The organism is Clostridium disporicum (assembly GCF_001405015.1).
Lineage (GTDB): Bacteria > Bacillota > Clostridia > Clostridiales > Clostridiaceae > Clostridium > Clostridium disporicum_B.
The window spans coordinates 78000-90509 of record NZ_CYZX01000002.1 but is presented as its reverse complement, the minus strand read 5'-3'; the positions used below and the strand labels follow the sequence as shown (position 1 = coordinate 90509).

At 29.0% G+C, this 12510-nt stretch carries 13 protein-coding genes; 3 read left to right on the top strand and 10 right to left on the bottom strand.

The genetic code is table 11. From position 1 onward, the window contains the following. Window positions 1-6: 6 nt before the first annotated feature. Complete coding sequence (gene pta / locus ARA56_RS01610; protein WP_055263275.1) at window positions 7-1011, bottom strand: phosphate acetyltransferase; 1005 nt, start codon at window positions 1009-1011, stop codon at window positions 7-9. A 216-nt stretch (window positions 1012-1227) separates the two neighbouring features. On the opposite strand from pta, the gene ARA56_RS01605 reads away from it, so the two are divergent. Together ARA56_RS01605 and ylbJ are read left to right on the top strand one after the other, a co-directional pair. After that, on the top strand, window positions 1228-2433 hold the full coding sequence (locus ARA56_RS01605) for a nucleotidyltransferase (RefSeq protein WP_055263273.1): 1206 nt from the start codon (window positions 1228-1230) through the stop codon (window positions 2431-2433). Window positions 2434-2484: 51 nt separating this feature from the next. Then, window positions 2485-3660, top strand: a complete 1176-nt coding sequence (gene ylbJ, locus ARA56_RS01600; RefSeq protein WP_055263271.1) for a sporulation integral membrane protein YlbJ — start codon at window positions 2485-2487, stop codon at window positions 3658-3660. Here the strand turns inward: ylbJ and ARA56_RS01595 are convergent. The 6 genes from ARA56_RS01595 to ARA56_RS01570 all read right to left on the bottom strand — a co-directional run bounded on the left by ARA56_RS01595 (window position 3646) and on the right by ARA56_RS01570 (window position 9494). Further along, window positions 3646-4182: a hypothetical protein gene (locus ARA56_RS01595; RefSeq protein ID WP_055263269.1), complete on the bottom strand. Its 537-nt coding sequence runs from the start codon at window positions 4180-4182 to the stop codon at window positions 3646-3648. The two genes, ylbJ and ARA56_RS01595, sit on opposite strands and share 15 nt — an antisense overlap. A gap of 1 nt (window position 4183) precedes the next feature. After that, entirely contained in the window at window positions 4184-4675 is a 492-nt protein-coding gene (coaD, locus tag ARA56_RS01590) for a pantetheine-phosphate adenylyltransferase (protein ID WP_055263267.1), read from the bottom strand. A gap of 12 nt (window positions 4676-4687) precedes the next feature. After that, complete coding sequence (rsmD, locus tag ARA56_RS01585; RefSeq protein ID WP_055263265.1) at window positions 4688-5242, bottom strand: 16S rRNA (guanine(966)-N(2))-methyltransferase RsmD; 555 nt, start codon at window positions 5240-5242, stop codon at window positions 4688-4690. A gap of 139 nt (window positions 5243-5381) precedes the next feature. Continuing rightward, window positions 5382-7412, bottom strand: a complete 2031-nt coding sequence (gene recG, locus ARA56_RS01580; protein ID WP_055263263.1) for an ATP-dependent DNA helicase RecG — start codon at window positions 7410-7412, stop codon at window positions 5382-5384. A gap of 79 nt (window positions 7413-7491) precedes the next feature. Beyond that, the gene (locus ARA56_RS01575) at window positions 7492-9132 is read right to left on the bottom strand and encodes a DAK2 domain-containing protein (RefSeq protein ID WP_055263261.1); all 1641 of its coding nucleotides are present in this window, start codon (window positions 9130-9132) and stop codon (window positions 7492-7494) included. Between the two features lie 11 nt (window positions 9133-9143). Next, complete coding sequence (locus tag ARA56_RS01570; protein ID WP_055263259.1) at window positions 9144-9494, bottom strand: Asp23/Gls24 family envelope stress response protein; 351 nt, start codon at window positions 9492-9494, stop codon at window positions 9144-9146. 217 nt (window positions 9495-9711) lie between these two features. Here ARA56_RS01570 and rpmB point away from each other — a divergent pair, with 217 nt between their 5' ends. Further along, the gene (gene rpmB / locus ARA56_RS01565) at window positions 9712-9903 is read left to right on the top strand and encodes a 50S ribosomal protein L28 (protein WP_005213497.1); all 192 of its coding nucleotides are present in this window, start codon (window positions 9712-9714) and stop codon (window positions 9901-9903) included. Between the two features lie 276 nt (window positions 9904-10179). Here the strand turns inward: rpmB and ARA56_RS01560 are convergent, their stop codons facing one another. The 3 genes from ARA56_RS01560 to rsgA are packed head-to-tail and all read right to left on the bottom strand — an operon-like array spanning window position 10180 to window position 12330. Further along, window positions 10180-10818, bottom strand: a complete 639-nt coding sequence (locus ARA56_RS01560) for a thiamine diphosphokinase (protein WP_055263257.1) — start codon at window positions 10816-10818, stop codon at window positions 10180-10182. Window position 10819: 1 nt separating this feature from the next. Next, complete coding sequence (rpe, locus tag ARA56_RS01555) at window positions 10820-11467, bottom strand: ribulose-phosphate 3-epimerase (RefSeq protein ID WP_055263255.1); 648 nt, start codon at window positions 11465-11467, stop codon at window positions 10820-10822. Continuing rightward, window positions 11467-12330 carry a ribosome small subunit-dependent GTPase A gene (gene rsgA / locus ARA56_RS01550; RefSeq protein ID WP_055263253.1) on the bottom strand — a complete coding sequence of 288 codons (864 nt, stop codon included), beginning with the start codon at window positions 12328-12330 and terminating at the stop codon, window positions 11467-11469. The genes rpe and rsgA overlap by 1 nt, the downstream gene beginning before the upstream one ends. Window positions 12331-12510 lie beyond the last annotated feature (180 nt).

The following is a 12510-nucleotide window of genomic DNA, read 5'->3' as shown; positions in this document are numbered from 1 at the left end:
AATATATTACTTATTTTGAGCTTGAGCCTGAACAGCTGTTAGCACAACTACATTAACTATATCTTCTGAGCTACATCCTCTTGATAAGTCATTTATTGGTTTAGCAAAACCTTGACACATAGGTCCTATAGCTTCAGCACCAGCAAATCTTTGAACTAATTTATATCCAATATTTCCTGATTGTAAATCTGGGAACACTAATACATTTGCTCTTCCAGCAACTTTGCTATTTGGAGCTTTTTGAGCAGCAACTTTTCCAACTATAGCTGCATCTAATTGCATTTCTCCATCGATCATTAAATCTGGTCTTAATTCTTTTGCAAGTTCAGTAGCTTTTCTTACCTTTTCAACTAGCTCATGATCAGCACTTCCCATAGTTGAGAATGATAACATCGCAACTCTTGGTTCTACCTTACATAAATTTTTAGCAGTATCTGCAGTAGCTATAGCTATTGCTGCTAATTGTTCATATGTAGGATTTGGATTAACAGCACAATCTGCAAATAATAACATACCATTTTCTCCATATGGTGAATCTGGTACCATCATTATGAAGAAGCTTGATACAACTGATACCCCTGGAGTTGTCTTGATGATTTGAAGACCTGGTCTTAAAAGATCTCCTGTAGTGTGTATAGCACCTGATACCATACCATCAGCATCATCTAACTTAACCATCATAGTACCAAAATATAGTGGATCTCTCACTATTTTTTCAGCTTTCTCCATTGTCATACCTTTATTTTTTCTTATTTCATAAAAGGCTTTTACATACTCATCAATCTTTTCATAACTGTTAGGATCAATTATTTCAACACCAGATAAATCAACATTAAGCTCTTTAGCCATATTCATTATATTTTCTTGATTACCAATTAGTATTGGATAAGCTAACCCTTGGTTCTTAATTTCTTCAGTAGCAATTATAGTTCTTTGCTCTTCACCTTCTGGTAAAACTATTCTTTGCTTATTTGCTTTTGCAGCTTCGAATAATTTATTCATAAGTTCCATTTTAATTTCTCCTTTCGTAGTCACAAGGACGAATCATTCATTATCTAATATACTCCTATATAGCTATATTTTTCAATAGAAATTTACTTTAAATATTTAATTCTTTATATTATTAATTTTCTGAATATTATGTATTATATCATTTTACTATAACTTATTTTACTTTTTTTATCTTATGTTATAATGATTTTATATTTCCCTAAAAGGAGCGCTAATATGAATATTACAGGTATAATTACAGAATATAATCCATTTCATAACGGTCATTTATATCATATTACCGAGGCAAAGAAAGCTACAAACTGTGATGGAATAGTATGTATAATGAGCGGAAATTTTGTACAAAGAGGTGGTCCAGCGATAATCGATAAATGGAAAAGAACCGAAATGGCTCTAGAAAACGGAGTAGATTTGGTACTAGAGTTACCGACTTTTTACGCAGTTTCTTCTGCTGAAATTTTCGCTAGAGGTGCTGTCTCTATTTTAAATTCTCTAGGAGTCGTAGATAATCTTTACTTTGGTTCTGAATGCGGAGACGTGGATTCACTTTATAAAATTGCTAAAATTTTAACTACAAATAATGACTCTTTTAACAATATGTTAAAAAACAATCTTAAAGAAGGAATTTCTTTTGCTAAAGCTAGAGAAAAATCACTAATAGATTTTTCAAAGGATGATTCTATTAAAGATGTTATTTCATCTTCAAATAATATATTAGGAATAGAATATATTAAAGCTATTCTATTAGAAAAAAGCAAAATAAAACCATATACTTTAAAACGTGAAGGCAGCAATTACAATGAAACTAATATAGAAAGTACTTTCTCTTCTGCTACATCTATTAGAAAAGCACTTTCTGATAATGAATACTCTATTAACACTTTGAGTTCAGTAATGCCAGAACCATCATATAATATTTTAAAATCCCTAAAAAACGATGGATACACTTTTTCTTTTGATGAAGATTTATATAAATTTTTAAGATATAAAATCTCAACTAATTGCGTAAATTTTAACAATCTTTATGAAGCATCAGAAGGTTTAGATAAGAAAATATTAAAAGAAGTTATAGACAGCACTTCTTATGATGATTTAATTCTTAGAGTAAAAAGCAAAAGATATACTTACACAAAAATTTCAAGATTACTTACTCAAATCTTTATCGGCTTTGATAATTATAACTTTGATAAAAACACTATAAGTCAATATAATTTTGGACGAATTTTAGGGTTTAATTCAAAAGGAAGAGAAATTTTATCTTCAATAAAAAAGACCTCTTCTATACCTTTGATTACAAAAGTTCCTAAACACCCTAATAATCCATTATTGGAATTAGATATTTTAGCAACAAAAGCTTATTCTATTCTTAACCCAAATTTAAATCCAAAATCAGATTATTTAAAAAATCCGATAATAAAATAATAATATTATAAAGTCATAAGCATATAAATACTATAGATGGGAGGAGTTTCTATGCATAGTATTATATTCTTATGGCTTTCAATTTTTATTCTTATATTTGTATTACTAAAACTTCTTAATATAAATAAGAATTATTTTGTAAGCTTTTTAATTTCATTTTGTATTATTTTATTTGTATTAAATCTGAAAGATTGTATAAACGCTTCTTTAGTCGGTTTAAATTTAGTTATAAAAACTATATTACCAACTATATTTCCTTTTTCTTTTATATGTAATCTTTTAATTTGTTATGATGGGATATCATTATATTCAAAAATCCTTGGACCTTTATTATGTAGACCTTTAAAACTTTCAAAGAATTCTTCATTTCCTATAGCAGCAAGTGTGCTATGCGGTTATCCATTAGGTTGTAAGTATTGTTGCGATTTATACAATTTAGGATATATTAATAAGAAAGAATTCGAAAGATTATTAAATATAGCATCAAATGCTAGTCCTATGTTTTTAATAGGTTCTGTAGGAGCTACCATGTTTGGAAATACCAAATTAGGCTTTATACTTTTAATAGCTAACTATCTTTCTCCACTAATCATTGGAATTATTACTATTCCTAAAGGAGATTTTAATAAAAATTCAAAGGTTATGCATTCCGAATTCAAAAAAGTATCTATAGGCTCTGCTTTAAAAACTTCTATTGAAAACAGTGTAAACACAACATTACAAGTTGGTGCGTTCGTTATCATTTTTTCAATTATTATAAGCATAATAAAAAGTAATGCTTATATAAGCATTACTTTTAAAAATATAGAAGATTTTTTAAATATACCTTCATCTTCTTTATATGGAACTTTACTAGGTAGCATCGAATTCACTAACGGTTGTAAGCTTATCAGTTCATCTACATTACCGTTAATATTAAAGCTATCTATAATAAGTTTTATTTGTTCTTTTTCCGGATTATCTGTTATAGCACAAATAAGTTCTTTTATTGGAGACTTAAATATTTCATTATTTAAATACTCATTTTTAAAATTTATTCAAGGAATAATAAGTTTTATAATTACATTTATAGCATGTATCTTTTTTGTAAAAGATACCCCAGTATCAACTTTTCCAATTCAAACTTTTTATATAGATAATAAAATACTTCTTATTATCTACTGTATATTGATATTATCACTTATATGTACTTTTATAAGATATAAAAAGAATTTACATGTTTCTTAATTCAGCAATATTTTCTTTTATAATCTTACCAGTATCACTTAATTTTTCATCAATTTCTTTAGCAGCTTTTTCAAAGGATTCTTGCATTGCTGTTATAAGTTCAATCTTTTTATTTTCAACCTCTTTATCAAGTTCTAAAAGAATTTCATTAGAATATTCTCTTGAACCTACTCTAATAGCTTTGGCATCTCTTTGTGCTAAAGCTATTATTTCATTTGCACGAATTTTAGCTTCTTTAACTAAATCATGATTTTCAACTTTCTCTTTCATAAGTTGAGCACTTTCTCTTCTTGCAATCTCAAATTCCTTTTGAGCTTCTGAAAGTATTCTATCTTTTTCATTCATTACCCATTCAGCTTTTTTTAGTTGATCTGGTAAATAATTAATAACTTGGTCTATAACTTCCTTAAATTCTTTTTTATCAACCATAACCTTGCCAGTAATAGGCATTTTTGCAGAACTATCTAACATCTCTTGTAAATATTCTAACAAATCAATAATATTCAATTCTAGCTTATTCAAGCTACTCCCCCCCTAAATCTCTTATCTTATTATACACTTCTGTAATTATCTCATCAGGCACTAACCCACTTATGTTCCCACCAAACTTAGCTACCTGTTTTACAGATGATGAACTTAAATAAGAATACTCTGATGAAGTCATCATAAATAAGGTCTCAATATTCGGATCTAATTGAGAGTTCATAAGAGCCATTTGAAATTCATATTCAAAATCCGAAACCGCTCTTAACCCTTTTAAAATAACTTTAGCTTCATACTTCCTTGCTAAATCAACTAAAAGTCCATTAAAACATATAACTTCAACATTTGGCAAATGCATAGTTACTTTCTTTATTAACTCAACTCTCTCCTCTATACTAAATAAACCTTTTTTATCTATATTCACTAGTACTCCTACTATAAGTTTATCATATATTTTGGAGCCTCTAGTTATAATATCTAAATGCCCATTTGTAATTGGATCAAAGCTACCTGGATAAATTGCTACTTTCATTTTCTTTCTTTTTTACTCCTCAATTTTATATAAACATATTGTTGTATTACCATATTTTCTACTTTTAAATAAAGCTATATTATCATTTCCTTCATATATTTCCTCAATAGAATCAATTTTAGTTACTATAATTCCATCTTCATTTAATAACTTTCTATCATGAATTATCTTCATTGCCTCTGGTATCATTTCTCTACAATATGGTGGATCTATAAAAATAACATCAAAAACTTTATTTTTATCAGCTAGATACTTTAAAGCTTCATACGAATCTTTATTCAATGCATAACATGTATCCTCAAACTTAAGATTTTCAATATTCTGTTTCAATAAAGAAAATGCATCTTTGCTTCTATCTACCAAATAAACTTCTTTAGCACCTCTACTTGCAGCTTCTAATCCTAAACTCCCTGTTCCTGCAAAAACATCCACTACTACAGCATCTGGAATATGATTTTGTATTATGCTAAACATAGATTCCTTTACTCTATCTAGAGTAGGTCTTGTTTCCATCGTTGCTGGAGGTATTAATTTACGTCCTCTTGCTTTTCCTGCTATAATTCTCACTGTAATTCCTCCTTTTTTTTAACATTTTAATTCTATCATATAATTTTCCACTTAACAATTTATTTATTTAATCAAACACCTTCTCGTAACGTCTATTGTACGAGCTCGATTATCTCTAAATTAAAATTTGAACTCTGCTTTAATTAAAGCAGATATACTGACTCCATCTATCAAGTGATTCAGCTATCTCATTGCAAAGTCGTATCTTTTCTGGATCAGTTGAATTTAATAATTGCTTACCCTCTTCTCTTGCGCACCTTAAAATCGCTAAATCCTCATATATATTAGCTAATATTAATCCTTCATCACCACTTTGTCTCATCCCAAACATTTCACCTGATCCTCTTAACTTCAAATCTTGTTCTGATATATAGAATCCATCAGTTGATGAAGTCATGATTTCCATTCTTTTTTTAGTTACTTCACTTTTAGCTTTACCGATTAAAATGCAATAAGATTCATACTGCCCTCTTCCAACTCTTCCTCTTAATTGATGTAGCTGAGCTAAACCAAACCTCTCAGCATTTTCAATTATCATAACCGAAGCATTAGGAACATTTACTCCTACTTCAATTACTGTAGTTGAAATAATCACCTTTGTCTCATTTTTCTTAAATCTATTTATTATATCGTCTTTTTCCTTAGGCTTCATTTTACCATGCAAAATCTCAACTTCTACATTTCTAAAAATTCCTTCCTTTAGTTCTCTATATAACTTTTCAACAGAATTAAGCTCCATCTTTTCATCTTCTTCAATTAACGGACATACAATATACACTTGTCGCCCTTTATTAATTTCATCCATAACTAAAGAATAACCAGCATCCCTATCATTTTCTAAGAAGAATTTTGTTTCAACTGGTTTTCTTCCAGGTGGTAACTTATCAATAACCGATATATCTAAGTCAGAGTACACATATAAAGCCAAGGTTCTAGGTATAGGGGTAGCAGTCATAACTAATACATCAGGTCTTCTCCCTTTATTAATAAGTTTATTTCGTTGCTCAACTCCAAATCTATGCTGCTCATCTGTTATTGCTAGACCTAAATTTGCAAAATCTACATCTTCTTGAATTAATGCATGCGTTCCTATTACTATCATAGGAGTATCTGTTGCTATAAGTTCTTTTATTCTCTTTTTTTCCTTTAGCGATGTACTACCAGTTAAAAGTTCTATATGTACATTAAATGGTTCTAATAACTTTCTCGCTTCCAAATAATGTTGGTTAGCTAATATCTCTGTAGGCACCATCAAAGTAGCCTGATACCCATTTTTTACAACATTAAACATTGCTATAATAGCTACTACAGTTTTACCACTTCCAACATCTCCTTGTACAAGTCTATTCATAGGAAATGGGCTTTTTTGATCTCTAAGTATTTCTCTAACTACTCTTGTTTGAGCTTCAGTAAGACTATATGGGAGAGATTCTTTAAGATCTGTTAACTCCTTTGCCCATTCAAATTTTATTCCATTTTTACTCTTTAGCTTTCTTTTTAATATAAGCAACTTCATAGAATAATTAAATAACTCTTGAAATTTTAATCTTGTTATAGCTTTTTCTAATGCTTCTCTACCTGAAGGAAAATGAATATTTCTTATAGCAAAATCTAAATCAGTAAGCTTATACTTTTCTATTAACTCTTTAGGAAGATTATCTTCAATTTTCAAATCCTCTATACATTGATTTATAAGCTTTATTAAAATTTTATCTGTCATATCTCCTTTCAAGCTATATTTTGGTACAATTTCATTTTCTTTAGCAACTTTTACTCCAACAATAGGATTAACTATTTCTAACCTATTGCCTATCTTTTTATATTTCCCCAACAAATCATAACTTTCTCCAACTTTAAATGAGTTTTTTATAAATCTTTGATTAAACCATTTTCCATCTACAATATGCCCTAAATAATCAAATTTTATAGTAGTTATAAATTTTCCTGTTCTCGTCTTTACATCTCTTTCTATACTAGTACACTTACAAGTCAAAACCTGCTTTTCTTTTTCATCAATTTCATCAATTGATATATTACTTCTTAAGAACTCATAATCTCTAGGAAAATATAAAAGCAAATCAAAAATAGTAAAAATTCCACATTTATTAAGCTTCTCTTTAAGCTTTGGCCCCACACCTTTTAAACTTCCTATATCTTTAGTAACATCCATAAATACACCTCATCCCAAATTAAGTATATTTTAATAATTATACGCAAAAAGGCTGTGCATTTGCAACAGCCTTTTATTATTATTCTACTGACATTATGAAGTAATATAAAGGTTGATCTCCTTTATAGCATTGTACATCGAAGTCTTCATATTTCTCTTCTAATTCAGCTACAAAATCTTCTATTTTACTTTCTTCAACATCACTACCATAGAAAATAGTTATAAGTTCACTTTCATCATCTATCATAGACTCAAGTATTTCTTTAGCAACTTCAAAATAGTCATCTCCAACTTTTTTGATTTTACCTTCCACTAAACCTAACATATTTCCTTCTTTTATTTCGATACCATCCATTTCAGTATCTCTTACAGCATATGTTACAGAGCCTGTCTTAACCATATCAAGAGCTTCCATCATATTTGCTTCATTTACTTCTGCATCTTCCTCTGGATTAAACATAGTTATACAAGTTATACCTTGTGGAATACTCTTAGTAGGTATTACTCTAACATCTTTATCCGCTATTTCAGCTGCTTGATTTGCTGCCATTATTATATTTTTATTATTTGGAAGTATGAATATATGCTCAGCATTTAACTTTGAAATACACTCCATCATATCTTGAGTAGATGGATTCATTGTTTGACCACCTTCAATAACATAATCAACACCTAAATCTTTAAGAACACTAGTGATTCCACTTCCCATTGCAACAGATACAAAAGCATACTTCTTCTTTTCTACTTCTTCAGTTTCTTCAAGCTTATCTGCTAATAGTTCTTCTTTCTCAAGCATTTCTCTATGCTCTTCTCTCATGTTATCTATTTTAATTTTAGATAATTCACCTACTGCTACTGCTTTTTCTAAAACTAGTCCTGGATTATTAGTATGAATATGTACTTTTATTACATCATCATATCCAACTACTATCATAGAGTCACCTAATGGCTCAATTTCATCTTGGAATGCTTTAGCTTTCTTAGCATCACCTAATATAATAAATTCTGTACAGTATCCAAACTTAATATCTACATCATTAGCAGATCCAGCTCCAGCACCTGACATATTTGCATCTTTTACAACTACATCTTTTATTTCAGCTTTTATATCATCCTTAAGGGCATCATACATTCCTTGTAAAATTATATATAATCCCATACCACCTGAATCAACTACTTTAGCCTTCTTTAAAGCTGGTAAAAGATCTGGAGTCTTATCAAGCATTACCTTTGATGCATCAACAACAACTTTTAATAACTCTACCACATCTTGTTTTTCTTCTTTTACAGCTGCTTCAGCTGCTGCTCTTATAACTGAAAGAATAGTTCCTTCTGTAGGACGCATTACTGCTTTATACGCAGCTTTGCTCCCTTCTAAAAATGCTAACGCAAGTTCAGTAGAGTCTACATCATTTTTTCCTTCTAATCCTTTAGATATTCCTCTAAGAATTTGTGATAAAATAACACCTGAGTTTCCTCTAGCACCCATTAGGGCACCTTTAGCTAACTTTTTAGAAGTTTCTCCTATAGATTCTGAGTTTAAATTTTCAATTTCTTTAACTGCAGCCTTAAATGTCATAGACATGTTAGTTCCTGTATCTCCATCTGGAACTGGGAAAACATTTAAAGCATTTACAAAATCGCTTTCCTCTACAAGTCTATTGCTAGCATTAACAACCATATTATAAAAATCATGGCCGTTTATTCTTTCATATTTCATTATGTTACCTCCTAGACTCTAACCGCTTGAACGTTTACTGTTACTGAAGCCACACTTAATCCAGTATAATTTTCAACGCTATAACGAACCTTTTGTATTATATTATTTGCTATAACAGAAATCTTAGTTCCGTATTCAACCATAACAAATAATTCTATTTCTAATTTATCATCATCATTAAATTTTAATTTTACACCTTTACTTAAGTTTTCAACTCTTATAAGTTCCCAAAATCCTTCTGTAGCATTTTTAGAAACCATTCCAACAACGCCATAGCACTCCATAGTAGATAAACCTACTATTTTAGCAAGTACTTCCTCAGAGTAACGTATATTTCCAAGATTGTTTACATATCCAACCATATAGAATCCTCCTTATAATTATCCTTATAAAATATTGTATATTAGTTAACCTATTAATTCAAGTAAAATTATCCTTATATAGGTTTTCATAAAAAATATTATTAGTATATTTCTATTTTTTTTTATTTTCGCTTGCAAATTGTATATATTTTATGATAGAATCTATTTTGTCCTATTGAAGAGAATTTATCTTCACATAATAAGGAGGTGTTTTCAAGTGGCAAGAAGATGCGAAGTTTGTAACAAAGGTGTTGTATCTGGAACTCAATACTCACACTCACATCGTCAATCTAAGAGAACTTGGGCTCCTAACATAAAGAGAGTAAAGGCTTTAGTTAACGGAACACCAAAAACTGTTCATGTATGTACAAGATGCCTTAGATCTGGTAAGGTTGAAAGAGCAATATAAGTTCAAATAAAAAATGCAATTGATTAACTCAATTGCATTTTTTATTTTTTAATTTTATAGGTATCATTATATCCCTATGTAATTATTTTTTTCTTGTAAAAAACTTAATAATAGATGATAAAAACTTCGGTAATTTTATTGCTATTATCTTCATTAGAATCCCTCCTAAAAAAAATCACCTTTCCTACATATTCATATTATGCATTAGTAAGGAATTAGGTGATTAATTTTTAAGAAATTTTAAAATAAATATTATTTTATTTTTAGACAATTTATTTAATCATTAGAGTAAATTACTAAAAGTTTACCTGACTTAAATTCTACTTCTATATTTTCATCTATAAATTCATTAGACACTGTCATAGTATCTCCTATAAAAAGATCATAATTTTTTAAATTATATTTTGCATTTCTTATAGTTAGCCCTTTTACTACATCTCCATAAGATAAAAATGATATGTACTTGTATCTTATATCTTTATTTAAAGAAACACTATTTCTAACGATAAATATTTTATTATTTTCATTTATAATGGTAGCCTTAACATTTTTATTCAACGCGCTAATTAGTAATCCTAAATTTCCAAAGGTATGATCTAATCTACTACCTGTAACCCCTAATAATATTATATCATTAGCACCTTCTTCTATTGCTAAATTTAGTGCACTATCTGAATCAGTAAAATCTTTTTCCGGGTTAAATTCTAACTTTATAGCTCCATATTCTTTTAAATAATTGACTTTTTTAATATTAGCAGAATCAAAATCTCCTACTATATATTTAGGTATTATTTTTGAATCATATAAAGAATCACAACCTTTATCAGCACCAATAATTAGCTCTGATTCAGCCGCTATTTCTTTTAACAGCTCTATAGATGGTCTTTCTCCTCCTGAAACTATTAAAGCCTTCATACTATCTTCCTCTTAATAATGAAATATTCTTTTCTATCTCTCCATTTTTAAACACTGCTGAACCTGCTACAATAACGTTTGCTCCTGCTTCAATAACATCTAAAACATTAGAAGGGTCAATTCCTCCATCAACTTGAATAAGCAAATCTTTATTAACCTTTTCACTCATAGCTTTAACTTCTTTTATTTTATCTATAGAATATTTTATAAACTTCTGCCCACCAAATCCAGGATTTACAGACATTATAAGCACCATATCTAATTCACTTATTATATCCTTTAAAACAGTTGTAGGTGTTCCTGGATTAAGCGCTACAGCAGCCTTAACACCTTTAGATTTAATATACTGTATAGCTCTATCTATATGCTTCTCTGCTTCATAATGTATAGTGATTAAATCTGCTCCTGCTGCTATAAAGTCATCAATATATTTTGATGGTTCTTCAATCATTAAATGAACATCAAAAACTTTATCTGTTCTATTTCTTATAGCTTTTATTATTGGCATACCAAAACTTATGTTTGGAACAAATCTTCCATCCATGACATCAATATGAATGAAATCAGCTCCAGCATTATGAAGTTTCTCTATATCCTCTCCTAATTTCGAAAAATCTGCTGATAATATTGACGGTGCAATCTTTATCATTAATATTTCCTCCCATCCATTTTCTCTTCTAATGTTCTTATATAAAAATCATATCTATATTTGTTAATTTTGCCTTCTTCAACTGCTTTTTTTACTGCACAGTTAGGTTCTTTATAATGAAGACACCCTCTAAATTTACACAAATTATTATACTCTTCAAATTCCGGAAAACTATATCTTAAATCTTCTTTTTCAATAAAGTTTACTTCTAACGTTGAAAATCCTGGAGTATCTACTATATATCCACCAACTACATCTATTAATTCACTATGCCTTGTTGTATGTTTACCTCTTCCTATCTTTTCTGATACTTCCCCTGTTTCCATATGGAACTTTTGAGTTAATGTATTAATTAGTGTTGATTTACCAGCCCCTGACGGCCCACATAAAACTGTTTCATTATTATCTAACTTCTCTCTAAGCTTTTCTACTCCAATTCCCTTTTTTGCATTTATGTATAATACTTCATAGCCTATATCTACTATTCTTTGCCTTATAGCTTCTTTCTCTTCTTCTGAAACTAAATCTACCTTATTTAAACATACTACTGCTTTAATATTATTATGTTCGCATAAAATCAAAAACCTATTTAATAAATCAAAATTTATATCTGGATTTTTGACAGCAAAAACAACAAAGGCCTGAGTTACATTTGCAACAGTAGGTCTAATCAATTGAGATTTCCTCTCAAATATATCTTCAATTACCCCTTTACCATTACTAACTTCTATTTCTACATCATCTCCAACCATAGGTTTCATATCTTTATGTCTAAATTTCCCTCTGGCTTTACATTCAATAAGTCCTTCTGATGTTTTTACATAGTAAAAACCACCAATTCCCTTAATTATTTTTCCTTTCATATTTCCTCCAAAGAATTTGTTCTCTTATTATAATAAACACCTTTTAATAAAAAATGCAATATATTTAAGCTATTACCTATAAATATAATAAGAATACCCCTTTTATAGAAGCAATTTTATCTATGAAACTTCTACTATAAAGGGGTATTCATTATATAAATTAGTCTAATACCATTTAGT

Excerpts from the sequence above, each read along its gene's own strand:
- ylbJ (WP_055263271.1), top strand. The coding sequence starts at position 2,485 with ATGCATAGTATTATATTCTTATGGCTTTCAATTTTTATTCTTATATTT.
- ARA56_RS01560 (WP_055263257.1), bottom strand. The coding sequence starts at position 10,818 with ATGAAGGCTTTAATAGTTTCAGGAGGAGAAAGACCATCTATAGAGCTG.
- pta (WP_055263275.1), bottom strand. The coding sequence starts at position 1,011 with ATGGAACTTATGAATAAATTATTCGAAGCTGCAAAAGCAAATAAGCAA.
- rsgA (WP_055263253.1), bottom strand. The coding sequence starts at position 12,330 with ATGAAAGGAAAAATAATTAAGGGAATTGGTGGTTTTTACTATGTAAAA.
- ARA56_RS01575 (WP_055263261.1), bottom strand. The coding sequence starts at position 9,132 with ATGAAATATGAAAGAATAAACGGCCATGATTTTTATAATATGGTTGTT.
- rpe (WP_055263255.1), bottom strand. The coding sequence starts at position 11,467 with ATGATAAAGATTGCACCGTCAATATTATCAGCAGATTTTTCGAAATTA.
- ARA56_RS01605 (WP_055263273.1), top strand. The coding sequence starts at position 1,228 with ATGAATATTACAGGTATAATTACAGAATATAATCCATTTCATAACGGT.
- coaD (WP_055263267.1), bottom strand. The coding sequence starts at position 4,675 with ATGAAAGTAGCAATTTATCCAGGTAGCTTTGATCCAATTACAAATGGG.
- recG (WP_055263263.1), bottom strand. The coding sequence starts at position 7,412 with ATGGATGTTACTAAAGATATAGGAAGTTTAAAAGGTGTGGGGCCAAAG.
- ARA56_RS01570 (WP_055263259.1), bottom strand. The coding sequence starts at position 9,494 with ATGGTTGGATATGTAAACAATCTTGGAAATATACGTTACTCTGAGGAA.